This is a genomic window from Halomonas litopenaei, from assembly GCF_017303055.1.
In the GTDB taxonomy this organism is placed as follows: Bacteria; Pseudomonadota; Gammaproteobacteria; order Pseudomonadales; family Halomonadaceae; genus Halomonas; species Halomonas litopenaei_A.
Genome location: NZ_JAEKJT010000004.1, coordinates 33,650 through 59,978 on the forward strand (window position 1 = coordinate 33,650; position 26,329 = coordinate 59,978).

The window sequence follows — 26,329 nt, forward strand, 5'->3', positions numbered from 1 at the left end:
CACAAAAAAACCGGGCCACGCCCGGTTGACGGATTCTATCACGTTTGGCCGCCAGTTGAACCCCGCAGGGGCGTCTTTCGCCCCTGCGAGTCGCAGCCATCTGATCTAGTTCACCACCCGAGGCGTACTGCCAGCATCGGGATTGGCGCTTTTCAGGTAACGGAAGAAGTCACTGGACGGGTCCAGCACCATCATGTTGCCGTCACCTTCCGCGAAGGAATCACGGTAGGCATTGAGGCTGCGCCAGAAGCGGTAGAACTCGGTGTCGCCCTGATATGCCTGGGAGTAGATCGCGGCGGCTTCAGCGTCACCTTCACCGCGCAGTGTCTCGGCACGCTCGTTGGCCTGGGCCAGCAGCACCTGACGGCGACGATCGGCGTTGGCGCGAATGCGCTCGGACTCTTCCTGACCCTGAGCGCGCCATTCCCGCGCCTCGCGCTCACGCTCGGAGCGCATACGGTCGTACACCGCGGAAGACACATCCTCCGGCAGATCGATACGCTTCACGCGAACGTCGAGAATGGCGACACCCAGCTCGTCCTGCATCAGGGTATCGAGCTCTTCGGTGGGGCCAGACATCAGCTCATCACGCTTTTCAGAGATGATCTGCTGCAGATTCAGCTGACCGAATTCGTTACGCAGGCTCTCGTCGACACGGGGCTGGATCAGGCGCACCGCCATCAGCTCATCCCCTGCCGTCGCCTCGTAGTAGCGGGTGGGGTTGACCACCTGCCACTTCACGTAGGAATCCACGATCACCGCCTTCTGTTCCTGGGTCAGATAACGGCTGGCATCCGTATCCAGCGTCAGCACCCGGGTATCGAACTTGCGGATGGTCTGGGTGATCGGCACCTTGAAGTGCAGACCCGGCTGAATGTTTTCCTCGATGACTTCACCGAAGCGCAGCTTGACCGCACGTTCGGTCTCGTCGACCACGTACAGGCTGTTGCTGGCTAGCCAGGCCACGGCGGCCAGGCCACCGACGATGAGCAGGGATCGGTTATTGATCATTTAGCGACCCTCCCGCTGAATACCACTGTCGCGGCCGCTGCGACTGGAACTTGAATTGGCGCTCGAAGAGCCGCTCTCGGCGCGAAGGCGCTCCAGCACCTGCGGATCGAGCGAGCTGGCGCTTTCGGATGAGGACTGGCTGCTGCCGCCACGACCAAGGCGGTCCATCGGCAGTACCATCAACGGACTGTTCTGATCGACGTCCACCAGTACCTTGCTGGTCTGGCCGAGCACCTCGGAGATGGTGTCGAGGTACAGGCGCTCACGCATGACCTCAGGCGCATCACGATATTGGGTCAGCAACGCCGTGAAGCGGTTGGCCTGACCGCGGGCCTCGGCAACCACCGACTCACGATAGCCCTGGCCCTGCTCAACGATACGCTGCGCCTGACCCTGTGCTTCCGGGATGATGGCATTGGCGTAGGCCATGGCCTGGTTGATCGTACGCTGACGATCCTCACGCGCCCGGATGACGTCATCGAAGGCATCTTGCACCGCATCGGGGGGCGAGGTGGACTCGACGTTCAAGGTCACCAGACGGATACCCGTGCCATAGTTGTCCAGGTAGGTCTGCAGACGACTGGCCACGGCGCTGCCGAGAATCTCACGACCGGAGGTCAGGATGTCGATCATGTCGGTGCCGCCGACCACATGGCGCAGGGCCGAGTCGAGGGCATTTTCCAGCGACAGCTCCGGATCACGCACGTTCAGCACGTAATCGCGGGGATCTGCGACCTGGTACTGGGCCGACATTTCCACGGACACGATGTTTTCGTCTTGTGTCAGCATGGACTGGGTCTGGCTGACAGAGCGCACGCGGGTCACGTTGACCATGCGCACATCGTCGATCAACGGCGGATTCCACTGCAGACCCGGCGTCACGACTTCCTGGAACTTGCCGAAGCGCAGAACCACGCCACGCTCGGACTGGTCTACCAGATAGAAGCCACTGGCCGCCCAGACAGCCAGACCGATAACGATCAGCAGGCCCGGCAGCGCAAAGGTGTTGCGCGGACGATTGCCGCCGCCCTTGCCACCGCTGCCACCGCCACGCTTGCCGCCTCGGCCACCCAGCATGCCATTGAGCTTGTCCTGAAACTTCTTCAGGGCTTCATCCAGATCAGGTGGTCCCTGGTTATCGCCGCCACGGTTGTCACCGCCGCGGTTACCGCCACCATTGCCGCCTCGACGCCCCCCGCCACTCCAGGGATCGTGCTGGTTGCCGTTGCCGCCACCAGGCTCATTCCAGGCCATACGTCGTCTCCACTCTGTGCCCCCGCGTCACGAGGCGCATCGATTGCGATCCTTGGGTCACGCTGCACAGACCTCTGCGCTCGACGTCCATCCAGCGTTTCCCTTGTGGCGTCGCCATCCGGGCGACGCTCTAGCCGACCCGTCTGACGGATCGGTTCACGCTTCCCAGACGTCACGCTCCTTGAGTGCGTCGGGAAGGTAATCATTAACACGCTCACCCAGGCGAGCCATCAACTGATTGAAATCGCGCCGCGGCAAGCGAATCTCCAGCTGAGTCCTGCCCTGTTCATCGAAGGACTCTTCCCGCACCGCGTTCACCTCGTGCAAGGCGGCGCGCAGCTTGCCCTGCTCCGGCGTCAGGGTCAGGGAAAAGTCGATGATGTCCTCAGCCAATCGCTCGGTCAGGGCCTGCGTCAACAGGTCCAGCCCCAACCCCTTCTGGGCAGACAGCCATACGGTCTGAGGCACACCATGCTCATCACGCTCGATGCGCGGCGAGCTGTCGAACAGGTCAATCTTGTTCATCACCTTCAGTGACGGCACATCCAGCGCACCAATCTCGTCGAGCACGGCGTCCACCTGGGTGACGTTGAGCTCGCGATCCGGGTCCGCCGAGTCGATGACATGCACCAGCAGGCTGGCCTCGGCGGCCTCCTGCAGGGTGGCCTGGAAGGCTTCCACCAGCTTGTGCGGCAGGTGCCGGATAAAGCCGACCGTGTCCGCCAGTACCACCGGCCCCACGTCCTCGACGTTCAAGCGCCGCAGCGTAGGGTCGAGAGTAGCGAACAGCTGATCCGCCGCATAGACCTCAGACGCCGTCAAGCTGTTGAAAAGCGTTGATTTACCGGCGTTGGTATAACCCACAAGCGAGACGCTCGGGATTTCCGCACGAGAACGTGCCCGCCGATTTTGCGTGCGCTGACTGCGCACCTTGTCCAGCCGCTTGTGAATCGACTTGATCCGTGCCCGCAACAGGCGACGGTCAGTCTCGAGCTGGGTCTCACCCGGGCCACGCAGGCCGATACCCCCTTTCTGACGCTCAAGGTGCGTCCAGCCTCGCACCAGCCGCGTGGACATGTACTCCAGCTGGGCCAGCTCCACCTGCAGCTTGCCTTCGTGGGTACGTGCGCGCTGAGCGAAGATATCAAGGATCAGGCCCGTGCGATCGAGCACCCGGCACTTGAGTGCCTGCTCGACGTTACGCTCCTGAGAGGGGCTGAGCGCGTGATTGAAGATCACCAGTTCCGCCTTGTGCACTGCCAAGGCCTCGCCGATCTCCTCCAGCTTGCCCGACCCCACGAAACTCTTGGGGTCAGGACGCTTCCGCGAGCCGGTGACGAGCGTCGCGGGCTCGGCACCCGCAGACCTCACCAGCTCGTGGAACTCACCGGGATCTTCGCGCTCCTTCTCGTCCTGAAAATCAATGTGGACGAGTACCGCCGTTTCACCGGCGTCGGGACGTTCAAAAAACAATCAATACCTCACGAAATATCAGCTCTCCGGCTGCGCCGCAGGATCCTGGGCCGGCAGACGCACGTTGCGTGACGGCACCACCGTGGAGATAGCGTGCTTGTACACCATCTGGCTGACGGTGTTGCGCAGCAGGATGACAAATTGGTCAAAGGATTCGATCTGGCCCTGGAGCTTGATGCCGTTGACCAGGAAAATCGATACCGGAATGCGCTCCTTGCGCAGAATGTTCAGGTACGGGTCTTGAAGGGACTGCCCTTTGGACATGTTGCTCTCCCTGAAGGTGTCTTAGGGTTTTAGGTTATGGTGGCGCCCGCTCCTGCCTTCAAGGCGACGGACATCACAGTATTCTGCGGGACCCTGAAAGCGGCCACACGAAATCGTTATCTTACGCTAAGTCCCAGCGCTGCGCACGAGTTTCAGGAGCCGCTCGGCGGGCTTGCCCGCCAGCGGATCCACCCATGTCAGTTCAGGCCAACTCCGCAGCCAGGTCAATTGACGCTTGGCCAATTGACGGGTGGCGACGACGCCCCGGTGGACGAAGGTGTCACGATCAAATTCGCCGTCCAGGTACTGCCAGGCCTGACGGTAGCCGACGCTCTTCATCGAAGGCATCGACAGCGACAGGTCTCCTCGTGCCTTCAAGGCGGCGACTTCGTCGAGGAAACCCGCATCCAGCATGAGCGAAAAACGGCGCTCGATTCGCTGGTGCAGCACCGAACGGTCGGCAGGAGCGAGACCTATGGACAACAGCCGAAAAGGAAAGGTTTCACGGCGCTGTTCACGCCACAGCTCACTCATTGGCCGACCCGCCAACGCGTAGACCTCCAGGGCACGCATCAAACGCTGGGGGTCGTTGGGATGGATCCGCGCCGCCGAGGCCGGGTCCACCTCTGCCAGACGCCGATGCAACGCCTCCAGCCCCTCACGCTCAGCGTCTTGCTGCAGCTGGCGTCGCACATCGTCGTCCGCCGCCGGCAAGTTGGCCACGCCCTCGACCAGGCGCTTGTAATACATCATGGTGCCCCCCACCAGCAGCGGCAGCTTGCCGTGGGCCGCGATATCGTGCATTTCGGCCAGGGCATCGTCGCGAAACTGCGCCGCGGAGTAAGACTCGGCAGGGTCACAGATGTCGATCAGGCGGTGGGGCGCCCGCGCCAGCTCCTGCGCAGACGGCTTGGCCGACCCGATATCCATGTCGCGGTAGATCATGGCCGAATCGACGCTGATGATCTCTCCGTCGAGACGCTCGCGAATATCGATGGCCAGGTCGGTCTTGCCCGCCGCGGTGGGGCCCATCAGCAGCACTGCCAGCGGCCGCTGGTCCACTGTCGCGGCCGCTTCTGCGGCCATGTCATTGCTCATCATTGGCCTCGCAGGAACAGCTTGTCCAGATCCTTGAGGCTCATCTGGGTCCAGGTGGGACGGCCGTGATTGCACTGACCGCTGCGCTCAGTGCGCTCCATGTCCCGCAGCAGCGCATTCATCTCGGCGACGGTGAGCTGACGATTGGCGCGCACGCTACCGTGGCAGGCCATGGTCGACAGCATTTCGTTGATATGCGCCTCGATCCTGTCCGAGCGGCCATAGCGCTCCAGGTCAGACAGCATTTCACGCACCAGCGGCTCGACATCCGCATCGGCCAGCAGCGCCGGCACCTGGCGTACCAGCAGGGTCTCAGGACCGGCGGCATCCAGCTCCACCCCCAGCCGCACAAAGGCGTCACGCTCTCGCTCCGCGGTCTCCGCCTCGGCCCCGCTGACCGCCAGTGACACCGGCACCAGCAGCGGCTGGGCATCCAGCGCCCCACCGTGTACCTGGGTCTTCATGCGTTCGTAGACAATCCGCTCATGGGCGGCGTGCATGTCCACCAGCACCAGACCCTGGGCGTTCTGCGCCAGAATGTAGATACCGTGCAGCTGCGCCATGGCATAGCCCAGCGGCGGCGCCTGGGTGGCGTCTTCCTCGGGCATCTGCGGGGCGTTCATCCCATGCTGTCCGGCGACCTGGCCATCGCGAGGCATGCTGATCGGTTCAGGCCTGCGTCTTTCGGCCAGCGCTGTCTCGGCGGCCATCCCCCCTGCGCCTGGGGCACCAGGCTGCGGGTTCAACAGGCTCTCTTCATGCTCGGGATGGAGCTTGCGATAACCGTCCATGAACGCCCGCACCCGATCCGGGGTCACGTTCGACTCTCCCTCTTCCCTGCGCGGGTGCAGCGCCATGGGCTGCTGCTGCCAGGAGGGCGACGACGCCTCGGCTGACCTGGCCTGGGAGGATGCTGCAGCTGGTTCGCGAATCTCGCCGGTCTCCGGGTCAACGTCCAGGCCATCATCGCGTTTGGCGTAGCCCTGGTCGTGTCCCTCGGCGCCTCCATCGCGCTGGCCAGCACGAGCTTCTCCCAGCGCGCGATGCAAGCTCGAGAACAGAAAATCGTGCACCATGCGACCGTCGCGAAAACGCACTTCGTGCTTGGTCGGGTGAACATTGACGTCCACCACGGTCGGGTCGACGTCGAGATACAGCACGAACACCGGATGACGGCCATTGAACAGCACGTCGCGGTAGGCCTGGCGAATGGCGTGAGCCACCAGACGGTCTCGCACCACACGTCCATTGACGAAGAAGTACTGCTGATCCGCCTGGGCCCGCGAATGGGTCGGCAAGCCAACCCAGCCCCACAGCCTGAGACTGCCGGTGGCAATATCAAGCGTCAGGGCGTTGTCCAGGAAGTTCTTGCCCAATAGCGAGGACAGGCGTCGCTCCACCGAGTGATCGTCCCGTGCCACCGGCAACTGGTGGATCGTCTTCTGGTTGTGGCGAAGCGTCCAGCCGATATCAAAGCGCGATAACGCCTGACGCCGAAACGCCTCTTCCACATGATTGAATTCGGTTTTCTCGGTGCGCAGGAACTTGCGCCGGGCCGGCGTATTGAAGAACAGATCCCGCACCGCGACCGATGTCCCCCTGGGGTGCGGCGCCGGTGTCACGCGGGGTTCCATGCGGCGGCCCTCAGCCACCACACGCCAGCCACCCTGGGGGTCGTCCTGTACATTCGAGGTCAGCTCGAGCCGTGACACCGAGCTGATCGATGCCAGCGCCTCCCCACGGAATCCCAGGCTGGCCACGCCTTCCAGCTCTTCCAGCGAAAGAATCTTGCTGGTGGCATGCCGCGACAGCGCCAGCGGCAGATCGTCCTCCCCGATGCCGGACCCATTGTCGCGAATGCGGATCAGCCGCGCACCGCCCGACTCGATATCCACTTCGATGCGGGAGCTTCCCGCATCGATGGCGTTCTCGATCAGTTCCTTGACCACGGACGCTGGCCGCTCGACCACCTCACCGGCGGCAATCTGGTTCGCCAGGCGCGGATCGAGGATCTGGATACGCCGGCGGGCATCCTGCTGTGCCTCCGGGTCGCTCAAGCGATGCCCAGCGCCCGGGGTCTCGTCCTGGGCACCACGGCGACCGCCATCGTTGCTGGATACGTGCTGGGGATCATTCATGAACTGGGAATCCTCAATACCTGCCCCACACGAATCACGTCGCCAGACAGCTCATTGACCTGCTTGAGCGCATTCAACGCCACGCCATGACGCGAGGCGATGGCCGACAGAGTGTCGCCGGGCTGAATACGGTACTCGTTGGACGCCGTCGAGCGCCCCTGGTCACGCTGCCAGGCCAGCAGGCTGGCCGGCGGCGGGTTACGCTCGAAGTGCGCGCGGATCCCGCCGAAGACAGCGCTCATCATGCGCTGCTGGTAGGCGCCATCCCGCAGTCGCCGCTCTTCTTCCGGGTTGGAGATGAAGCCTGTCTCCACCAGCAGCGAGGGAATGTCCGGCGACTTCAGCACCACGAAGCCAGCCTGCTCGACGCGGGGCTTGTGAAGGTCGTTGATGCGACCAATACGGCTCAGCACCTCATCGCCGATCGTCAGCGAATCATTCAGCGTCGCTGTCATGGTCAGGTCCAGCAGCACCCCGCGCAGCACCTGGTCCTTGTCATCCAGCGACAGGCTGCCATCGACACCGCCGATGAGGTCGGAACGGTTCTCGGCAGCGGCCAGCCACTTCGCCGTCTCCGACGTCGCGCCACTCTGGGACAGCGCAAACACCGAGCTGCCATGGGGCCTGGGGCTATTGAAGGCATCGGCATGAATCGACACAAAGAAGTCCGCTTTCTGCTCCCGGGCGATCAAGGTGCGCTGGCGCAGCCCGACGTAGTAATCGCCGTCACGAATCATCACCGCCTTGAAGCCGGGAGTGTCGTTGAACTGGCGGGCCAGGCGATCCGCCATCTGCAACACGACATCCTTCTCGCGGGTGCCACTGGGGCCCATCGCGCCAGGATCCTCGCCGCCGTGGCCTGCGTCCACCGCGATGATAATGTCACGCTTGGGGTGCGGCTGGGCGGCATCCACCACCGGCGCAGCGGCCACCGGATCGCGCCCTTCCGCCACCGCTACGGTCTTGGCACGTTCCGCGGCGATTTCCTGCTCACGGATCATCGACTCGATCGGGTCGATGGGGTCTTCCACCGCACTTTCGCCCGGATATTCGAGATCCACCACCAGGCGGTGGCCATACTGATTGTTCGGCGCCAGCGAGAAGTGACGCGGCTCGATGGCACGGCTCAATTCAAGCACCACGCGCAGATCGTTGCCTTCGCGCACGCCGGTGCGTACAGCGCTGATCGCGCTGTTCGACAGGTCCATGCTGTTGGGATCGGCCGCCAGGCTGGTATCCCCCAGGTCGATGACCAGCCGGCGCGGGTTGTCGAGCTCGAATACATTGGCGGTGGCCGCGGCAGACAGGTCAAACACCAGACGCGAATGGTCCGGCGCCGCCCATAGACGCATGTTATCGACGCTGGCGGCATGGGTCGCCGCGCAGACCACGGCAAGCCCCAGCCCCCCGACCAGAGTCAACAGCTGACGCATCATGCCTTGCCCCCTGCCAACCGCACGTCACCACTGATCTGCTGCGCCAGGCGTTCGAGCACCTCGCTGCCATAGGCGGTCAGCGCGCTGATGTGGGCCCGTCGCCCCCGGGGCTCCGCGTGGCTCAACGCCACCTCCAGGTCCGGCGGGGTCAGCCAGCCTTCACCGCGCTCGGCCCATTCGACCAGGCACAGGTTGCCCTCGGCGAACAGGTCCCTGCCACCAATGAATTCCAGCTCTTCAGGATCGCCAAGGCGATACAGATCGAAGTGATAGAGGGTAAGAGGCTCCTCCCCGAGCGCCAGCTCGTAGGGTTCTACCAGCGTGTAGGTCGGACTCTTCACCGCGCCTTGATGGCCGTAGGCGCGCAGCACGCCACGTGCCAGCGTGGTCTTGCCGGCGCCAAGCTCTCCCGACAGGTGGACACGCCCACGCCCATCCAGGGCTCGTCCCAGGCATTCCCCCAGTGCGACCTGGCGGTCTTCATCATCGAGTCGCAGCTGCATCTTCCTCGCCCATCGTCGGATTGACTAATTTTCGTGCACAGGATGCCAGATCGCTGGCCAACAGACCACGCTCGCCGCCCTCTCGCGCTGCCATATCCCCGGCCAGGGCATGCACCAGCACTCCCACTCTCGCGGCACGCTCGAGTGACCAATGGAGCGAGGGACCCTGGGCAACCAGGCCAGCAATGATGCCGGTCAGCGTGTCGCCCATGCCACCACTGGCCATGCCGGGGTTGCCGAAGGGACACAGCGCGAGTCCCTGGGGACCAGCGATCAGGGTGCCGGCCCCCTTGAGCACTACCACCCCGCCCCAGCGTTCACGCAGGGCCCGTGCGGCGCCCGGGCGATCCGCTTCAATCTCGGCCACGCTGCACCCGAGCAGGCGTGCTGCCTCCCCCGGATGCGGCGTCAATATCCAGTCATCGCGGCGCTGACCGGAGAAGCGCGAGACCAGCAGATTAAGCGCATCGGCATCCAGGACCAGCGGAATGGAGCGCCCCAGCGCGGTCTGCAGCACCGACTGGCCCCAGCTGCCCTGGCCAAGCCCCGGACCTACCGCCAGCACCGTCAAGCGCTCCAACAGTTCGTCCAGTTCACTGGCATGGGTCACACCCCGCGCCATCACCTCAGGACAGCGCACCAGACTGGCACCGACATGCTCGGGAGCTGTCGCCAGCAGCACTCTGCCCGCTCCGACACGGGCACAGCACTGTGCCGCCAGTAGCGCAGCACCGCCCAGGCCGGGCGCACCGCCGAAGATGCCGGCGAAGCCCGCAGCGCCCTTGTGCATGTCACGCTCTCTCGGCGGCAGCGCCGACTCGATCAGGCTGGACTGCAGTCGCCAGGCGGTCGGCTCTATGTCGTCATGAGCCAGCGCATCGACACCAAGGGGCTCCACGACCACCTCGCCGGCCAACGCCGCGCCGCGGCCAGTGTGCAGGCCCAGCTTGTCGCCGATAAAGGTCACGGTCATCACTGCCTTGACGGCGAGACTCGGCTCGGCACCACCATCGGCGGTAATTCCCGATGGAATATCCACCGCCAGCACCGGCCGCCCACTGGCATTGATCGAGGCAATGCAAGCGGCGTAGTCGGCCCTGAGCTGTCCGGTAAAGCCGGTGCCCAACAGCGCATCGACCACTACCTCACCGTCCACCAAGAGCTCGTCACTCCATTCAACAAAGGCCACGCCGGCATCATCTGCCATTTGCGCCGCACGCAAGGCGTCTCCTTTCAGCTGCCCACGTGGACACATCGACACCCGCTGCACCTGGCGCCCCTCGGTGGCCGCCAAGGCTGCCAGTACATGACCATCGCCACCGTTGTTACCGCCGCCACACAGCACGCTCAGCGACTTGGTGGCTGGCCAGCGCGCCTTCAACCAGCGCCAGGCGACACCGGAGGCGCGATGCATCAAGGCAAAGCCGTCCGTTTCTCCGGCAATCGCACGCCGGTCGAGCTCACGTACCTGTTCGGCGGTGTACAGCGGCGTCTGACCTGGCTCAGGCGTGCCGACGTCGACGTTATCCATGCGGTTCTCCCTACGATCCGGATGCTTTACCATGGCGACCCTTCTTCCAGTCTAAGCGGTTCCCGTGCTGAGCAAAGCTCGGTGGCCCGCCGCTACGCCATCTTGCCAGGGTTGTCCTCATTCATGTCCGCATCGTCTCCGCGCGCCGACGTCGATTTTCACGAGCTGGCAGCCCGCATCCGCACCTGGGGGCGCGAGCTGGGATTTCAGCAGCTCGGTATCACCGATGTGGACCTCAGCGAAGACGAGGCCTATCTGGAGCGCTGGCTGGCGGCTGGCTACCACGGCGAAATGGGCTTCATGGCCAAACACGGTACCAAGCGTACCCGGCCTGCGGAACTGGAGCCCGGAACCATCCGCGTTATAAGTGTACGCCTGGACTACCTGCCGCCGGAGGTCGAGACCACCAAGGTGCTTGGCCAGCCTGACCGGGCCTACGTGTCACGCTATGCGACTGGGCGCGACTACCACAAGCTGATGCGCAAGCGCCTGCAGCGCCTGGCGAAGATGATCGAAGCAGAAGTCGGCACCTTCGGTTATCGCGCCTTTGTCGACTCAGCCCCGGTGATGGAGCGTGCCCTGGCCCGCAAGGCAGGTCTGGGCTGGTTCGGCAAGAACGCCATGCTGCTCAACCCCAAGGCGGGGTCGATGTTCTTTCTGGGCGAGCTGTATACCGACCTGCCGCTACCGCTGGATGCGCCCTTCGAGCAGGAGCACTGTGGCAGCTGCAGCGCCTGCCGTAGCGCCTGTCCCACTGGCGCCATCGTCGACGACAAGGTGGTCGACGCCCGAGCCTGTATTTCCTACCTGACCATCGAGCTCCACGGTGCCATTCCTGAACGCTTTCGGGCCGATATGGGCAACCGGGTGTTTGGCTGCGATGACTGCCAGCTGGTCTGTCCGTTCACCCGCTTCACCCGAGTCAGCCGCGAAGCAGACTTCGCCCCGCGCCATGACCTCGACAGGGTCTCGCTACTGAGCCTGTTCGGCTGGAGCGAGGAGCAGTTTCTCGAGCGTACCGCCGGCAGCCCGATTCGCCGCATCGGCTACGAACGCTGGCTGCGCAACCTGGCCGTGGGGCTTGGCAATGCGCCATGGAGTTCCGCCATCGAAAGTGCGCTACTGGTGCGCCTGTCCTACCCCTCCGAGCTGGTGCGCGAGCATGTGCGCTGGGCGCTGGATCGTCAGCGCCGTCAACGCCCAGCGCTGATTCCGACCCAGTAACCCGTGCCGCTGGCACGCCCTTGTGGTTGGCCGAGCACACCAGCGAATCACGCCGGCGTCGTCAAAGCCCCCTGAGCGGTTCAGTCGTTGATGTTCGCCTTGAGGAAGGTCTTGCGATAGTGCGCAAGCTCCGCGATGGATTCCTTGATGTCATCCATGGCCAGGTGCACGTTGCGCTTGGAGAATCCTTCAAGGGCCTCGGGGTTCCAGCGCTTGGCCAGTTCCTTGAGGGTCGAGACATCCAGATTGCGGTAGTGGAAAAAGGCCCAGAGTTCGGGCATTTCACGCTCCAGAAATCGCCGATCCTGGTGGATCGAATTGCCGCACATGGGCGAGCTGCCCGGGGCGACATGGGCCGCCAGAAAGGCCAGCGTCTGGCGTTCGGCCTCGGCGGTGTCGACGGTGCTCTTGCGCACGCGCTCCACCAGCCCGGACTCACCGTGGGTGCGGGTATTCCACTCGTCCATGCCGGCCAGCAGCGCCTCACTCTGGTTGACCGCGATGACAGGCCCCTCAGCGATGACATTGAGATCGCCATCGGTGATCAGCGTCGCCACCTCGATGATCCGCTCTCGCTGCGGATCCAATCCGGTCATTTCCAGGTCAATCCAGATCAGCAGATCGCTTCGCGGTGTGGTGGGAGCCTGTGCGGCAGATGCATCAGCCATGATCGTTTCCTTGCGTCGTAGGGCGCCCGCTGTCGGGACAGGGGGCGTCCGGGTAGGTACAATGCCGCCCATTGTACCGACCATCAGGTGCTCATGAGCAAACGCAAGTTGAGCCGTCAGCAACGCTGGCGCATCGAGAAGATCCAGGCCGAACGTGCCGAGCGAGCCGCCAAGAAGGCTGGGCGGGACGACGAGAAGTTGGCGGCTGGCGAATACGGCGCGGAACGCGACGGCCGAGTGATTGCTCACTTCGGACGCACGCTGGATGTCGCTGAGCGGGCCGGTGATACCCCGACTCGCTGCCATCTGCGAGCCAACCTCGAGGGGTTGGTCACCGGAGACCGTGTCATCTGGCGCGCCGGCGAGGACGGTAGCGGTGTGGTGGTCGCCAGGGGCGAGCGCGACAATGTGCTTGAGCGCCCGGACATGCGCGGGCTGCTGAAGCCGGTGGCCGCCAACATCGACCAGATCCTGATCGTCTTCGCGGTAGAGCCCGAGCCCCACGCCGGACTCATCGACCGCTACCTGGTCGCCGCCGAAGCCACCGGCATTACGCCGGTGCTGGTTCTCAACAAGACCGATCTGCTGCCCGAGCAAGGCGGTGAGCTACGCGCACTGCTCGACCGCTACCGCCATATTGGTTATCAGGTGGTCGCCACGACCACCGCTCACGCGGGTGGACTGGACGATCTGTATGCTCAGCTCGCCGACCGCACCTCCGTATTTGTCGGGCAAAGCGGGGTTGGCAAGTCCTCGCTGATCGATCGGCTGCTACCGGATGAGGAGCTGCGTATCGGCGCCCTCTCCGAGGACTCTCGCAAGGGCCGGCACACCACCACAACGGCCCAGCTCTATCGCCTTCCGCCACCCAGCGACAGCCTTGCCGCGGGAGAGCTGATCGACTCCCCCGGTATACGCGAGTTTGGCTTGACGCACCTGGACGAGCGCCAAGTGACCGAGGGCTTTATCGAGTTCGCACCCTACCTCGGCCTGTGTCGCTTCCGCGATTGTCGCCACCGGCAGGAACCGGGCTGTGCGCTGCTCGATGCTGTCGATGCTGGCGCTATTCACCCCGATCGCTTTGCCAGTTATCGTCGCATCGTCGATAGTCTGGATAGCCCGACCTAAATCCGCCGCCGCTATCGTCCGGATGATCCAGAAGGAGACCCCCATGAGCTCAGAAGACAATCTGCTGCCCCTGATCGCCGAGCCAGAGGACCTGGCGAGCGTGCTGGATCACGAGGATATTCTGGTGATCGACGTGCCGCTCAAGGCCGACAGCTACGCCCAGGGCCATGTCCCAGGGGCGATCTTCCTGGACCACCGCCGACTGCTGAAAGGCAGTGGCGACGTGCCCAACGACGTACCCGACGTTGAGGCCTTGTCAGCCCTGTTCTCGTCGCTCGGGCTGACCCGCGACACCCACGTGGTGGCTTACGACGACGAAGGGGGTGGCTGGGCCGGGCGCCTGCTGTGGACGCTTGAGCTGATCGGCCATCGCCGCTACTCCTATCTCAATGGCGGGATTCATGCCTGGCGGGCCGAGGGGCTGCCCCAGTCCACCGAGGAGCACGCCGCCACCGCCTCCGACTACCAGGCCGAGATCCTTAACCCCGAGGTCGCCATTGACCGGCTCGAACTGCAGGAGCGACTGGGCAGCGACCACTTCGCTATCTGGGATGCCCGCTCCGTGGGCGAGTTCGAGGGCACCAAAGGCGACAACAAGCGCCGTGGTCACCTGCCCGGTGCGGTCAACATGGAGTGGACGGATGCCATGGATCGTGAGCGTTCACTTCGTCTGCGCGACTATGCGGAGCTGATCACCGAGTTGGACGCCATGGGCATCACGCCAGACATGGAAGTGGTCACTCACTGTCAGAGCCATCACCGCAGCGGCTTTACCTGGCTGGTGGCCAAGGCACTGGGCTTCGAGCGCATCCGCGCCTATCCCGGCTCATGGAAGGAATGGGGCAACCGCGACGATACGCCGATCGAGGGCTGACGCCGCCGCCTCATTGCGCCAGAGCCACCCGCACGTCTCACACGCTCAGGCTCACCGCCACGGTGGCCTGAGCCTGTTCCAACCCGTTTATCCGGAGCCGTCATTTCGTGACCCTCGCCAAGCTGTTTGCCCTGATCCAGTACCCGATCCCCCAACACCTGCTGTCCAGGCTGGTGGGTCGTCTCGCCGACTGCCGTATCGGCTGGCTCAAGAACCTGTTGATCCGTGCCTTCATCAAGCGCTTCAACGTCGACATGAGCCAGGCCGTCGAGAGCGATCCTGGTGTCTACCCAAGCTTCAACGCCTTCTTCACCCGAGCGCTGACCGCCGACGCTCGCCCGCTGGAGGACGGACTGCTGTGTCCCGCCGACGGCACGCTGTCACAGTGGGGCGCCATTGATCGTGGTCGCCTGGTGCAGGCCAAGGGGCATCGCTTCAGCGTCTCCGAGCTGCTGGGGGGCGATCCGCTGTCCGCAGCGCGCTATCAGGACGGTAGCTTCGCCACCGTGTATCTGTCTCCCAAGGACTACCATCGCGTGCACATGCCGCTGGCGGGCACCCTGACCGAGATGGTCTACGTCCCTGGACGGCTGTTCTCGGTCAATGACGCTACCACCCGCCACGTGCCTGGCCTGTTTGCACGCAACGAGCGCCTGGTTTGTCATTTCGATACCGAGCAGGGGCCGATGGTGATGGTCCTGGTCGGGGCGATGATCGTCGCCGCCATCGAGACCGTCTGGGCAGGCCAGGTTACGCCTCAGTCCGGCCGAGTCGAACGCATACGCTTCGACCGCCCGGTACATCTGGAAAAAGGTGCGGAAATGGGGCGTTTCAAGCTGGGCTCCACGGTGGTGATGGCCTTTGCCGAAAAGGTCGACTTCGACGCCCTGAGCGGCAAAGGGGGCAACGCCGTACCGGTTCGCATGGGTCAGCGCCTGGGGGCACACCCCGGTCAGCAGGCAACTCCAGCACCGCAAGACGCCAGCGAGGCGAAGGCAGAGGACCAGCCCGGCGCGGCAACAGACGGCGCTGAATGATACTAAGGGAAGTGGCAGTGGCCCCGGTCAGCACCGGGGCGTGGCAAAGGCCATGACCTCATCAATACGCGACTTGCCGAGCGCCAGCTGAATCAGCCGGTCGAGGCCCAGGGCTACACCGCTGCCCTCGGGCATACCGGCCTCCAGGGCCGCCAACAGGCGCTGGTCGACATCCACCTCCGGCAAGCCCGCCTGGGCTCGAGCGCGATTGTCTTCGGCAAAGCGCGCTCGCTGCTCCTGAGCATCAGTCAGCTCATCGTAGCCGTTGGCCAGTTCGAGTCCCTGCAGGTACACCTCGAAGCGTGAGGCGACCCAGGCGCCATCCTCGGGATCCCGATGGCGCCTGGCCAGGGCTGCCTGGCTCGCCGGATAGTCCAGCACTACATCGATGCCGTCGCGGCCAAGCGTCGGCTCGATGACCAGGCTCATCAGCAGGTCCAGGCAGTCATCGCGCTCCGCCGTGCTCATGTCCAGTCCGCCGGTCGCGGAGGCCAGCCTGCGCAGTGCATCCAGCTCGACCACGAAGGGATCGATCGACAGCTCACGTGCAAACAGCGCTCGGTATCGATGACGCTGGGTAGGGCCAGGATCGTCTGGCAGCAGGGTGCGAATCAGCTGCTGGGTCTCCTCGATCAGTTGATCCAGTGACCAGCCAGGGCGATACCACTCGAGCATGCTGAATTCGATGTTATGACGCCGCCCGACTTCACCATCACGGAAGCTGCGGGCAATCTGAAAGACAGGGCCTGCCCCTGCCGCCAGCAAACGCTTCATATGGAATTCTGGTGATGTCTGCAGCCACAGCGTTTCAGCACCCGCGGGAGTGCGGGCCTGGCAGGACAACGAGGCCAGGTGCACATCGGTACTGCCAGCATGCCCCAGGATAGGCGTCTCCACTTCCAGCACATCACGCTCGGTAAAGAACGCACGCACCCTTGCCAGCAGAGCCGCACGGCGCCGCAGCGTGTCTAGCGTGGCGGAAGGTTGCCAATCGTTCATGCTTGCCTACCTTGGGTAAAAGACGAAGGGCCACGCGATCGCGTGGCCCTCGTTTAGCTATCGATCACTGCAATCGATCACTGCAATCGATCGCTGCAATCGATCGCTGCTGTCGATCGACGGCGTTCGCCCCGCCTCAGGCGCGGGAGACGTACTCGCCCTTGCGGGTATCGATCTTCAGCACTTCGCCCTGGTTGATGAACAGCGGCACGCGGACCACCGCACCAGAGGACAGCGTCGCCGGCTTGGAACCGCCCTGGGCCGTATCGCCCTTCAGGCCCGGATCGGTCTCGACCACTTCCAGCTCGATGAAGTTGGGCGGGGTAACGGAGATGGCGTTGTCGTTCCACAGGGTAATGGTGTAAACCACCTGCTCCTTGAGCCACTTGTCGCTGTCACCCAGTGCCTTCTTCTCCACCGCATACTGCTCGAAGGAACCATCGGTCTTCATGAAGTGCCACATGTCACCGTCGGTGTACAGGTACTCCATGTCCAGATCCATGACATCGGCGCTTTCCAGGGAGTCGCCGGACTTGAAGGTACGCTCCCACACGCGGCCAGTCATCAGATTGCGCAGCTTGACGCGGTTGAAGGCCTGGCCCTTGCCGGGCTTCACGTATTCGTTCTCGACGATGGCGCAGGGGTCGCCGTCGAGCATCACCTTCAGACCGCCCTTGAATTCGTTGGTAGAATAGTTCGCCATGAAATCTGTTCCCTTTTGGTGCCCGTCCCGGCCATCGGCCCCGGTCGGCACACGACTGACATTCCACGAGGGCCAGCCCCTCGCGCCTATCGATGGATGGCCCGCATGATAACCCGAAGCCCGTCGCTTTTGCATTGCTCTGCCCCGGATGAGCCGGACCTTCCCGCCCCCGGTGGCTGGCAGCGCCAGCTGGCCGGAGCCATTCGCGACCCTGCCGAGCTATGCCGCCGCCTTGGCCTGGATGCCAGCCTGGTGCCTGGCGCCGAGGCCGGCCACGCCCTGTTCGAGGTGCGCGTTCCCGAGGCCTTTGCCGCCAGAATGCGTCACGCTGACCCGCAGGACCCCCTGTTGCGCCAGGTACTGCCCCTGTCCGACGAACAGTCGACGCCATCAGGCTACGTCACGGACCCGCTGCAGGAGGCGCAGCACACCGCCAGACGCGGACTGATCCACAAGTACGCTGGCCGGGTACTGCTCATCACCAGTCCCGCCTGCGCGGTCAACTGCCGCTACTGCTTCCGTCGCCATTTTCCCTATCAGGACAATGCGCCTTCACGCTCTCAGTGGGACGATACCCTCGACTACCTGCGCGACGATGTCAGCCTGCGAGAGGCCATTCTGTCCGGCGGCGATCCCCTGGCCGCCAGTGACCGCCAACTGTCCTGGCTGGTCGAACGGCTGGACGCCATCAGCCATCTCAAGCGCCTCCGGATGCACACCCGGCTGCCGGTAGTGATCCCCGATCGGGTCGACGGACCGCTGCTCGACTGGCTTGGCAAGACGCGCCTGCAGAAGGTAATGGTGCTGCATATCAACCACGCCAACGAGATCGACGACGCGGTGATTCGCGCCTGCCAGCGACTGGCTCGAAGCGGCGTCACCCTGCTCAACCAGAGCGTGATCCTGAAGGGCGTGAACGACTCGGTCGATGCCCTGGAGGCCTTGTCAGAACGGCTGTTCGAGGCGGGTATCCTGCCCTACTACCTGCATGCCTTCGATCCCGTGGTCGGCGCCGCCCATTTCGATGTCAGTGACCCGCGGGCCGATGCCCTGGTCGATGAGCTACGCACTCGACTCCCCGGCTTCCTCATGCCAACGCTGGTGCGTGAGATACCCGGCGAGGCCAGCAAGACACCGCTGTAATAACAAGAGAAAAAGCGAACGGAAAGGAAAGCGAGGAAAGCGAGGAAAGCGAGAAGGGAGAAGAGCAAGGAACGGGGATCGGTGACACCCGGGCGCCAGTGCCCGGGCCAAGGAAAAGGCCCCCGCCGCAGGGAAGCTGCGGCGGGGGCCTCGTCATCGCGCCTGGCGGCGCTTAGGCTTAGGCCACGCTATCGGCGGTGACGTTGGGTGCCACCTCCTCGGTAGACAGGCAGCGGTTCACCGCACTCATCACCCCCTTGATCGAGGCACTGGTGATGCTCTCGTCGGTACCTACCCCAAACACGGCTTCTCCCTTCACCCGCACTTCAACGTAGGCGATGGCTTCTGCGTCGGCGCCCTGGCCACGGGAGTGCTCGTGATAATCGATGATTTCGATGTCATGGCCCTCACCGCGCAATGCCTTGACGAAGGCCGCCAGGGGGCCATTGCCCTCACCGCTGATGGTGTGGCGCTGACCGTCCTTGGCAATGCAGGCCTCAAGCATCACCGTCGGACTGTCCGGCTCGGACGACAGACGGTGACTGACCAGGCTGTAGGGCTCGGTCTTGGCCAGGTACTCGTCGACGAAGGTCTGGTAGATCATCGCCGAGGTAATCTCCTTGCCGACCCGATCGGCCACCTCCTGCACCACCAGGCTGAACTCCATGGACAGCCGGCGCGGCAGTTCGATGCCGTGCTCCTGCTCGAGCAGGTAGCTGACGCCGCCCTTGCCGGACTGGCTGTTGACGCGGATCACCGCTTCGTAGCTGCGGCCCACGTCCAACGGGTCGATGGGCAGGTAGGGCACTTCCCAGACGCTGTCAGGGTTTTCCTTGCGCAGCGCCATGCCTTTCTTGATGGCGTCCTGGTGAGAGCCGGAGAAGGCCGTGAACACCAGATCACCCACGTAGGGGTGGCGCGGATGCACCGGCAGCTGGTTGCAGTGCTCGACCTCGCGCATGATCGGGGTGATGTTCGAGAAATCGAGCCCCGGATGCACACCCTGGGTGTAGAGGTTCATCGCCAGGGTGACGATGTCGACATTACCGGTACGCTCGCCGTTGCCGAACAGGGTGCCTTCGACCCGGTCGGCGCCAGCCATCACCGTCAGTTCAGCGGCAGCCACGCCGGTTCCCCGGTCATTGTGGGGATGCACGCTGACGATCAGGTGATCACGGTGCTCGACATTGCGGCAGAACCACTCGATCTGATCGGCATAGTTATTGGGGGTCGCGCACTCTACCGTCGCCGGCAGGTTGACGATCATCTTGTTGTCGGCGCTTGCACCGTAGGTCTCGCGCACCGCATTGACGACTTCAACAGCAAAGTCCATCTCGGTGGTGGTGAACAGCTCCGGTGAATACTGGAAGGTCCACTGGGTGTCGGGCGCCGCCTTCATCAGGTCGCGAATCTGGGTGGTGGCGTCAACCGCAATCTGGATGCACTCGGCCTTGTTGACGTTGAACACCACACGACGGAATACCGGATCCGTGGCGTTGTACACGTGCACGATAGCCTTCTTGGCGCCCTTCAGGGCCTCGAAGGTGCGCTCGATCAAGTGCGGACGTGCCTGAGTCAGCACCTGAATGGTCACATCGTCCGGCACCTTGTTGTCTTCGATCAGGCTGCGCACGAAGTCGAAGTCAGTCTGGGACGCTGACGGGAAACCCACTTCGATTTCCTTGAAGCCAATCTTCAGCAGCAGGTCAAAGAAACGCTGCTTGCGTTCCTGGTCCATCGGATCGATCAAGGCCTGATTACCGTCGCGCAGGTCGACGCTGCACCACTTCGGCGCGGCCTCGATACGCTGGTTGGGCCACTGCCGATCAGGCAGGTCCACGGCGACGAAGGGACGGTACTTGCTGGAAGGATCGTTGAGCATCATGGCGAATTCTCCGGATACGGGCTGTGTCTAGCGATCGTTGGTACGATCTTGCTCGCGGTATTGTCGAGCTATTGTTGGCAGGCCTGACGTGCGCCTTATGGGCTGTGGCCAGGCATAAACGGCGACGCCCCGCTCACCAAAGGAGAGCGGGGCGTCATAAGTCGTAGCGCAGTGACATCAATATCGGCACCCACACATACCGTGACGATCCTCGGCTCATGACGAGCACAGGCACCTGAGCGAGCAGGGGCATGCTGATCCATCACAGGACGATCCATACCAACGCTATCGAGGGCTGGGCGGTCGGTGCCGGGGCGATTCGTGGAGGGGTAAGAGACACTGACTAACATGGTTCAACCTCGATTCGACTAACTCTTGGCAACAAGCTCCAGGCGATGAAGGCGGCTCGGGAAGAGCCAGGGCAGGCGCCATCGCCACGCGCATTTACACGCGTAGTAGTAGTCGTAGGTCGAGGAGTCGAAGTGTCATGTTCATGCACCTAGAAAATCAGTCTTGGCTGCCCTTGTCAACCATTCGCCTGAATGACCCTGCCTGCAACGCAGCGGCCAAGCCCCCTGCCATCCCTCGCAGAAGCGGCGCCAGCGGTACGCGCGAACGACGCTTTTCTGCTGATTTGCTGCCCTATCTCACTGTCACGCATTTGTCCTCTACGGCGTCTAGAGTAGGTGTTAGGTCACAGGTCCCGATAGGCCCGCAAGCCACGGACAAGGCGGCACGCCACCGGTTGTCTCCCGGCCGCGGCTTTACGGTCCCTACACCCTATCTGGACGATTTCGGGACGCCACGCCTCGCACCCAAGGCCATTCAATCCCCCACGTCATTCCTACACTGCTGGAGACACAAGATGGTTGCGCTGAACCACAGCACCCCACTTGCTATTACGCGATATCGCACACCAACCGCCCCCCAGGACCGCAGTCCCCACAGGCCCCGTCACGCCGTTCTGAGCACAGCCCTGTGCTTGAGCGTTGGCATCAGCCTGCTGACGATGGCCCTGTCTTCCTCGGCGGTGGCAGCATCCGACTCCACCAGCGCATCGACCTCTCTACCGGTCAGCGTCGGCCCGCGGCCCTACTTCCTGATCGACGACATGGATGAGGACAACGCTCAGTCCGCCGAGCTCAAGGCCACACTTCAGCAGTGTGCGTCGTCCCTGGACCAGCTTGAGCCCAGCGACTTTTCGATTGGCCATCGCGGTGCGCCTCTCATGTTCCCGGAGCACACGAAAGAGTCCTACCTGGCGGCGGCAAGAATGGGTGCAGGGGTGCTCGAGTGTGACGTGGCCTTCACCGAAGACAAGGAGCTGGTGTGCCGCCACTCCCAGTGTGACCTGCATGGCACCACCAACATTCTGGAAACCGAACTGGCCAGCCAGTGCAGCGTGCCGCCAGCCTTCAATGCCGATGGCACCCTGAGCAACGCCAGCGATATCCAGTGTTGTACCAGCGATATCACCCTGGCCGAGTTCAAGACCCTGGAAGGACGCATGGATGGCGTCGACACCAGTGCCGACACCCTGGAAGCCTATCTGGCTGGCAACCCCCGCTGGCGCACAGAGCTCTACGCCGATCGCGGCACCCTGATGAGCCATGCCGAAAGCATCGCGCTGTTCCAGCAGCTCGGGGTCAAGATGACGCCGGAGCTGAAGACGCCTAGCGTGGAGATGCCCTTCGACGGCATGAGCCAGCAGGACTACGCGCAGAAGCTGCTCGATGAGTACGCCGAGGCAGGCGTGGCGCCAGCCGACGTCTTTCCGCAGTCATTCCTGCTGGACGACGTGCGCTACTGGGTCGATAACACCGAGTTTGGAGATACCGCCGTCTATCTGGACGACCGCTATGACGTGGAAGGCTTTGACGTGACCGACCCCAGCACCTGGCAACCGTCCATGCAGGAGCTGGCGGATATGGGCGTCAAGATTCTGGCCCCGCCGATGTGGATGCTGCTGGCCGCCGGCGACGACCCTGACAAGCCCATCGTGCCATCGGTCTACGCCGAAGAGGCCAAGCAGGCGGGACTTGAACTGGTCGCCTGGTCCTTTGAGCGCTCGGCACCCTTGACCCGGGATGGCGCCTGGTACCACCAGACCATTGATGACGTGGTAGACAACGATGGCGACAAGATGGTCGCGCTGGACGTCATGGCCAGGGATATCGGCGTCAAGGCAGTGTTCTCGGACTGGCCCGCGGCGGTCACCCTGTACGCCAACTGCATGGCGGACGAGCTGGCGCCCTAGGCTCTCGGCAAGAAGATTAGCGCCCACCACGTAAAAACGGCCGGGTGGCAAGCCACCCGGCCAGAACGCCTTCCGTGGCGTTGGCGCCCCTAACGCCATTCCGAGGGTTCCATCCTAACGACCCTGCCTGGCTGCGGCGCTCCCCCATCGGCGGTACCCAGCCCCCCTCAGACGAGGGGACCACCAGCGGCACTGCCATCTCGCCAAGTCCGTCACCAGCCAGGGGCACTCCCTTGCGGCAAGCCATTCAGGCGAAGGACAAGCCCTGCGCCTCAGCAGTAATGCGGGTGCCGGCACGTCCCGCCACGATGGCCTCGATATCAGCGAGTGCTCCGATCACCGCCGTCTTGCCGCTGGCTCGCACAAACTCACAGGCCGCCTGCACCTTGGGGCCCATGGACCCGCTAGCGAAGTCGAGCGCTTCCAGGCTGTCAGGATCGGCCTCCGCCACCCGCCGGCTCTGGGGCGTTCCCCAATCCAGATAGACACCGTCAACATCCGTGGCGATGATCAGCAGATCACTGGCGAGCTCTCGAGACAGCAGCGACGAGCACATGTCCTTGTCGATGACGGCCTCGATGCCCTGAAGCTTGCCGTCCTCAGCGTACACGGTGGGAATCCCACCGCCGCCGGCACAGATCACCACCGTGCCCCGCTCGAGAAGCCAGCGCAGTGGGCGAATCTCGAAGATCCTTTTGGGCCTGGGACTCGGCACCACCCGGCGATAATGATCACCGTCCTTGGCCATGGCCCAGCCCTTGAGCTCCGCCAGACGGCTGGCCTCTTCCTTCGAGTAGATGGGACCGATCGGCTTGGTAGGATGAGCAAAGGCCGGGTCAGCGGCATCGACTTCCACCTGAGTCAACAGCGAGGCGAACGGCACGTCGCCAGGCAACAGATTGCCCAGCTCCTGCTCGATCATGTAGCCGATCATGCCCTCGGTCTCGGCCCCCAGCACATCCAGCGGGAAGGCATTGTCCTCGTCATAGGCCGCCCCCTGCAGGGCCAGCAGCCCGACCTGAGGGCCGTTGCCGTGGGCAATGATCAACTCGTTGCCCGGCGCCACCCGTGCGATCTGCTCACAGGCGATACGAATGTTGGCGCGCTGGGCGTCCCCATTCATGACTTCGCCTCGTCGCAGCAGTGCATTACCGCCAAGCGCTATGGTGATACGCATACGCTACTCTCCCGGTTCAGGTTGGCGAGCGGCACCAGGCCACTCGCCAGGTTCAGCCCAACATCGACGCCAGCGACTCACACATCTCCCAGCGTCGACACCATTACCGCCTTGATGGTGTGCATGCGGTTTTCCGCCTGCTCGAAGGCAATGCAGGCCGGGGATTCGAACACCTCCTCGGTGACTTCAATACCGTTCTTAAGGACCGGATACTGCTCGGCGACCTGACGCCCCACCTTGGTGTCGCAGTTGTGGAAGGCGGGCAGACAGTGCATGAACTTGACCCGGGGGTTGCCCGACGCCGCCAGCAAGGCCTGGTTGACCTGATAGGGCAGCAGCTGGTCGATGCGCTCGGCCCAGGCCTCCACCGGCTCACCCATGGAGACCCACACATCGGTGTGTATGAAGTCGACGCCCTTGACCGCTTCCTGAGGATCTTCGGTCAGGCAGAGTCGTGCCCCACTCTGCTCGGCAAAGCGACGACAGTTGGCCAGGTGCTCTTCATCCGGCCAGAGCGCCCTTGGCGCGGCGATACGCACGTCCATGCCCAGCTTGGCGCCGATCAGCAGCAGCGAGTTGCCCATGTTGTTGCGCGCATCCCCCAGATAGGCGAAGGAGATCTCGTGCAGCGGCTTCTCCGCGTGCTCACGCATGGTCAGCACGTCAGCGATCATCTGGGTCGGGTGGTACTCATCGGTCAGCCCGTTGTAGACCGGCACCCCAGAGAAGGCCGCCAGCTCCTCCACCACCTCCTGGCTGAAGCCGCGATACTCGATGGCGTCATACATGCGTCCCAGGACCCGAGCGGTATCACGCATGGACTCCTTGTGACCGATCTGGGACGAGGTCGGGTCGATGTAGGTCACATTGGCGCCCTGGTCATAGGCGGCCACTTCAAACGCACAGCGGGTACGGGTGGAGGTCTTCTCGAAGATCAGCGCAATGTTCTTGCCCTTCAGCCGCTGGGTCTCGCAGCCGCTGTACTTGGCGCGCTTGAGATCACGAGACAGGTCCAGCAGGTAGCGCAGCTCGCGCTCGGAGTGATGCATCAGTGACAGCAGGTGACGATGGTGGATGTTGAACGCCATGAGTGTCTCCTTGACGGCTGCCTGGCAGCCGTCGATGGGAAGCCAAAAGAGAAAAAGACGGTTCCGCTGACGTCAGCGGTCGACGTCACAAGCCGGTATCAGTAGTCGACGGCATCGCGGGAAATGGGGCAGGTCATGCAGTGACCGCCACCACGTCCGCGCCCCAGTTCGCTGGCACTGATGGTGATGACCTCGACGCCCGCCTTGCGCAGCAAGGTGTTGGTGTAGGTATTACGGTCATAGCCGACCACCACACCGGGCTCGAGGGCGACCACATTGTTGCCGTCATCCCACTGCTCGCGCTCGGCCTCGTAGCTGTCGCCGCCGGTCTCCACCACACGCAGCTTGGGCAGACCAAGGGCCTCGGCCACGACCTCGATGAAGCCTTGATTCTCGCGTCGCACGTCGATGCCACTGGGCTTGCTCTCGTCCGGGCGCAGGCTGAACGGCACGATATCCTTGACCACCTCCGGGAAGACCGTGACCAGATCGCGATCACAGAAGCTGAACACCGTATCCAGATGCATCGCGGCACGAGAACGCGGCAAGCCCGCCACGATGACCCGTTCGGCTTCACCCGCCCGGAACAAGGCGCTGGCCACCTGGCCGATAGCCTGATGCGAGGTACGCTCCCCCATACCGATCAACACGACGCCGTTGCCCACCGGCATGACATCGCCACCTTCCAGCGTTGCAGCACCGTGGTCCTGATCAGGGTTGCCGTACCACACCTTGAAGTCGGCGCCGACAAACCTCGGGTTGAAGCGATAGATGGCTGACGTCAGCAAGGTTTCCTGGCGCCTGGCTGGCCAGTACATGGGGTTGAGGGTGACGCCACCGTAAATCCAGCAGGTGGTATCGCGAGTGAACAGGGTGTTGGGCAACGGCGGCAGCACAAAGCTCGAGCGCCCCAGGTAGTCACGGAAGGTCTTGAGGGTCTCGCCACCATGACTCTCGGTGATATCGGCCCAGGACACCCCGCCGATCAGAAAGTCGGCTAGACGCCGAGGCTCAAGGTCGGTCAGCCAGGCGCGAACTTCATCCGCAAGCCCATGGCCGACCAGGTTGGAGGTGATCTTGCGGTCCAGAACCCAGCGCACCGCGTCACGATTTTCCAGTGTTTCGGTCAGCAGATTGTGCATCTCGAGCACTTCGACATCACGCTCACGCATCTTGGTCACGAAGTCGAAATGATCACGCTTCGCCTGATTGGTCCAGAGCACATCATCGAATAACAGCTCGTCGCAATTACTGGGCGTCAGCCTGAGGTGAGCAAGCCCCGGTGAACACACCATGACCTTGCGAAGCTTACCCACTTCCGAGTACACACCCAATCGATAACCGCCTGTCTTCATCGCTTTTCTCCTTCCCCTATAAACAAGGGAATTCGTATCAGAAAGTCACTCTCCAGAACCTCTTTCACCTACTCTATTCGACT

The 26,329-nt window shown here is 63.4% G+C and carries 22 protein-coding genes; 6 read left to right on the top strand and 16 right to left on the bottom strand.

The annotated features are described in order from the left end of the window. Positions 1-105 precede the first annotated feature (105 nt). The 9 genes from hflC to JF545_RS07615 all read right to left on the bottom strand — a co-directional run bounded on the left by hflC (position 106) and on the right by JF545_RS07615 (position 10,708). Complete coding sequence (gene hflC, locus JF545_RS07575; RefSeq protein ID WP_206940952.1) at positions 106-1,011, bottom strand: protease modulator HflC; 906 nt, start codon at positions 1,009-1,011, stop codon at positions 106-108. Beyond that, on the bottom strand, positions 1,012-2,265 hold the full coding sequence (hflK, locus tag JF545_RS07580) for an FtsH protease activity modulator HflK (RefSeq protein WP_206940954.1): 1,254 nt from the start codon (positions 2,263-2,265) through the stop codon (positions 1,012-1,014). It lies immediately after the preceding gene. 156 nt (positions 2,266-2,421) lie between these two features. Continuing rightward, positions 2,422-3,738 (bottom strand): ribosome rescue GTPase HflX, encoded by a 1,317-nt coding sequence (gene hflX, locus JF545_RS07585; RefSeq protein ID WP_206940964.1) that lies wholly within the window; start codon positions 3,736-3,738, stop codon positions 2,422-2,424. Positions 3,739-3,756: 18 nt separating this feature from the next. Beyond that, the gene (gene hfq, locus JF545_RS07590) at positions 3,757-4,002 is read right to left on the bottom strand and encodes an RNA chaperone Hfq (protein WP_045993095.1); all 246 of its coding nucleotides are present in this window, start codon (positions 4,000-4,002) and stop codon (positions 3,757-3,759) included. Between the two features lie 126 nt (positions 4,003-4,128). Then, the gene (gene miaA, locus JF545_RS07595) at positions 4,129-5,088 is read right to left on the bottom strand and encodes a tRNA (adenosine(37)-N6)-dimethylallyltransferase MiaA (RefSeq protein WP_206940966.1); all 960 of its coding nucleotides are present in this window, start codon (positions 5,086-5,088) and stop codon (positions 4,129-4,131) included. A gap of 11 nt (positions 5,089-5,099) precedes the next feature. After that, complete coding sequence (gene mutL / locus JF545_RS07600; RefSeq protein WP_206940968.1) at positions 5,100-7,238, bottom strand: DNA mismatch repair endonuclease MutL; 2,139 nt, start codon at positions 7,236-7,238, stop codon at positions 5,100-5,102. Next, on the bottom strand, positions 7,235-8,671 hold the full coding sequence (locus JF545_RS07605; protein WP_409995516.1) for an N-acetylmuramoyl-L-alanine amidase: 1,437 nt from the start codon (positions 8,669-8,671) through the stop codon (positions 7,235-7,237). Before JF545_RS07605 ends, mutL begins: the two co-directional genes overlap by 4 nt. Further along, positions 8,671-9,177 carry a tRNA (adenosine(37)-N6)-threonylcarbamoyltransferase complex ATPase subunit type 1 TsaE gene (tsaE, locus tag JF545_RS07610; protein ID WP_206940981.1) on the bottom strand — a complete coding sequence of 169 codons (507 nt, stop codon included), beginning with the start codon at positions 9,175-9,177 and terminating at the stop codon, positions 8,671-8,673. Before tsaE ends, JF545_RS07605 begins: the two co-directional genes overlap by 1 nt. Next, complete coding sequence (locus JF545_RS07615) at positions 9,158-10,708, bottom strand: NAD(P)H-hydrate dehydratase (RefSeq protein WP_206940983.1); 1,551 nt, start codon at positions 10,706-10,708, stop codon at positions 9,158-9,160. The genes tsaE and JF545_RS07615 overlap by 20 nt, the downstream gene beginning before the upstream one ends. Positions 10,709-10,831: 123 nt before the next feature. Between JF545_RS07615 and queG the strand changes: the two genes are divergently transcribed. Next, complete coding sequence (gene queG, locus JF545_RS07620) at positions 10,832-11,932, top strand: tRNA epoxyqueuosine(34) reductase QueG (RefSeq protein ID WP_206940986.1); 1,101 nt, start codon at positions 10,832-10,834, stop codon at positions 11,930-11,932. 80 nt (positions 11,933-12,012) lie between these two features. Here the strand turns inward: queG and orn are convergent, their stop codons facing one another. Further along, on the bottom strand, positions 12,013-12,600 hold the full coding sequence (gene orn, locus JF545_RS07625; protein WP_206940988.1) for an oligoribonuclease: 588 nt from the start codon (positions 12,598-12,600) through the stop codon (positions 12,013-12,015). A gap of 93 nt (positions 12,601-12,693) precedes the next feature. Between orn and rsgA the strand changes: the two genes are divergently transcribed. From rsgA to asd, 3 genes are all read left to right on the top strand, one after another. Beyond that, complete coding sequence (gene rsgA / locus JF545_RS07630) at positions 12,694-13,728, top strand: small ribosomal subunit biogenesis GTPase RsgA (RefSeq protein WP_206940990.1); 1,035 nt, start codon at positions 12,694-12,696, stop codon at positions 13,726-13,728. Positions 13,729-13,771: 43 nt separating this feature from the next. Next, positions 13,772-14,602 carry a sulfurtransferase gene (locus JF545_RS07635; protein WP_206940992.1) on the top strand — a complete coding sequence of 277 codons (831 nt, stop codon included), beginning with the start codon at positions 13,772-13,774 and terminating at the stop codon, positions 14,600-14,602. Positions 14,603-14,709: 107 nt separating this feature from the next. After that, positions 14,710-15,639, top strand: a complete 930-nt coding sequence (asd, locus tag JF545_RS07640) for an archaetidylserine decarboxylase (RefSeq protein WP_206940994.1) — start codon at positions 14,710-14,712, stop codon at positions 15,637-15,639. A gap of 27 nt (positions 15,640-15,666) precedes the next feature. Here the strand turns inward: asd and epmA are convergent, their stop codons facing one another. Both epmA and efp read right to left on the bottom strand, forming a co-directional pair. Continuing rightward, positions 15,667-16,638: an EF-P lysine aminoacylase EpmA gene (epmA, locus tag JF545_RS07645; protein WP_206940996.1), complete on the bottom strand. Its 972-nt coding sequence runs from the start codon at positions 16,636-16,638 to the stop codon at positions 15,667-15,669. 136 nt (positions 16,639-16,774) lie between these two features. After that, positions 16,775-17,341, bottom strand: a complete 567-nt coding sequence (gene efp, locus JF545_RS07650) for an elongation factor P (protein WP_206940998.1) — start codon at positions 17,339-17,341, stop codon at positions 16,775-16,777. A gap of 105 nt (positions 17,342-17,446) precedes the next feature. Between efp and epmB the strand changes: the two genes are divergently transcribed. Beyond that, positions 17,447-18,484: an EF-P beta-lysylation protein EpmB gene (gene epmB / locus JF545_RS07655; RefSeq protein WP_206941000.1), complete on the top strand. Its 1,038-nt coding sequence runs from the start codon at positions 17,447-17,449 to the stop codon at positions 18,482-18,484. A gap of 178 nt (positions 18,485-18,662) precedes the next feature. On the opposite strand, the gene leuA is transcribed toward epmB, so the two are convergent. Continuing rightward, positions 18,663-20,369 (bottom strand): 2-isopropylmalate synthase, encoded by a 1,707-nt coding sequence (leuA, locus tag JF545_RS07660; protein ID WP_206941002.1) that lies wholly within the window; start codon positions 20,367-20,369, stop codon positions 18,663-18,665. Positions 20,370-21,351: 982 nt separating this feature from the next. Between leuA and JF545_RS07665 the strand changes: the two genes are divergently transcribed. Continuing rightward, positions 21,352-22,626, top strand: coding sequence for a glycerophosphodiester phosphodiesterase family protein (locus tag JF545_RS07665; protein ID WP_242520745.1), 1,275 nt, complete (start codon positions 21,352-21,354; stop codon positions 22,624-22,626). A 247-nt stretch (positions 22,627-22,873) separates the two neighbouring features. Here the strand turns inward: JF545_RS07665 and arcC are convergent, their stop codons facing one another. From arcC to arcA, 3 genes are all read right to left on the bottom strand, one after another. After that, the gene (arcC, locus tag JF545_RS07670; protein ID WP_206941004.1) at positions 22,874-23,803 is read right to left on the bottom strand and encodes a carbamate kinase; all 930 of its coding nucleotides are present in this window, start codon (positions 23,801-23,803) and stop codon (positions 22,874-22,876) included. A 77-nt stretch (positions 23,804-23,880) separates the two neighbouring features. Beyond that, a complete protein-coding gene (locus JF545_RS07675; RefSeq protein WP_206941006.1) occupies positions 23,881-24,891 on the bottom strand; it encodes an ornithine carbamoyltransferase in 1,011 nt (336 codons plus the stop codon). A gap of 98 nt (positions 24,892-24,989) precedes the next feature. Then, the gene (gene arcA / locus JF545_RS07680; RefSeq protein WP_206941008.1) at positions 24,990-26,246 is read right to left on the bottom strand and encodes an arginine deiminase; all 1,257 of its coding nucleotides are present in this window, start codon (positions 26,244-26,246) and stop codon (positions 24,990-24,992) included. Positions 26,247-26,329: the final 83 nt, after the last annotated feature.

Bases quoted from the DNA above. Each gene is read 5' to 3' on its own strand.
- hflC (WP_206940952.1), bottom strand. From the start codon at position 1,011: ATGATCAATAACCGATCCCTGCTCATCGTCGGTGGCCTGGCCGCCGTG.
- hflK (WP_206940954.1), bottom strand. From the start codon at position 2,265: ATGGCCTGGAATGAGCCTGGTGGCGGCAACGGCAACCAGCACGATCCC.
- hfq (WP_045993095.1), bottom strand. From the start codon at position 4,002: ATGTCCAAAGGGCAGTCCCTTCAAGACCCGTACCTGAACATTCTGCGC.
- miaA (WP_206940966.1), bottom strand. From the start codon at position 5,088: ATGGCCGCAGAAGCGGCCGCGACAGTGGACCAGCGGCCGCTGGCAGTG.
- mutL (WP_206940968.1), bottom strand. From the start codon at position 7,238: ATGAATGATCCCCAGCACGTATCCAGCAACGATGGCGGTCGCCGTGGT.
- JF545_RS07605 (WP_409995516.1), bottom strand. From the start codon at position 8,671: ATGCGTCAGCTGTTGACTCTGGTCGGGGGGCTGGGGCTTGCCGTGGTC.
- tsaE (WP_206940981.1), bottom strand. From the start codon at position 9,177: ATGCAGCTGCGACTCGATGATGAAGACCGCCAGGTCGCACTGGGGGAA.
- JF545_RS07615 (WP_206940983.1), bottom strand. From the start codon at position 10,708: ATGGATAACGTCGACGTCGGCACGCCTGAGCCAGGTCAGACGCCGCTG.
- queG (WP_206940986.1), top strand. From the start codon at position 10,832: ATGTCCGCATCGTCTCCGCGCGCCGACGTCGATTTTCACGAGCTGGCA.
- orn (WP_206940988.1), bottom strand. From the start codon at position 12,600: ATGGCTGATGCATCTGCCGCACAGGCTCCCACCACACCGCGAAGCGAT.
- rsgA (WP_206940990.1), top strand. From the start codon at position 12,694: ATGAGCAAACGCAAGTTGAGCCGTCAGCAACGCTGGCGCATCGAGAAG.
- JF545_RS07635 (WP_206940992.1), top strand. From the start codon at position 13,772: ATGAGCTCAGAAGACAATCTGCTGCCCCTGATCGCCGAGCCAGAGGAC.
- epmA (WP_206940996.1), bottom strand. From the start codon at position 16,638: ATGAACGATTGGCAACCTTCCGCCACGCTAGACACGCTGCGGCGCCGT.
- efp (WP_206940998.1), bottom strand. From the start codon at position 17,341: ATGGCGAACTATTCTACCAACGAATTCAAGGGCGGTCTGAAGGTGATG.
- epmB (WP_206941000.1), top strand. From the start codon at position 17,447: ATGATAACCCGAAGCCCGTCGCTTTTGCATTGCTCTGCCCCGGATGAG.
- leuA (WP_206941002.1), bottom strand. From the start codon at position 20,369: ATGATGCTCAACGATCCTTCCAGCAAGTACCGTCCCTTCGTCGCCGTG.
- arcC (WP_206941004.1), bottom strand. From the start codon at position 23,803: ATGCGTATCACCATAGCGCTTGGCGGTAATGCACTGCTGCGACGAGGC.
- JF545_RS07675 (WP_206941006.1), bottom strand. From the start codon at position 24,891: ATGGCGTTCAACATCCACCATCGTCACCTGCTGTCACTGATGCATCAC.
- arcA (WP_206941008.1), bottom strand. From the start codon at position 26,246: ATGAAGACAGGCGGTTATCGATTGGGTGTGTACTCGGAAGTGGGTAAG.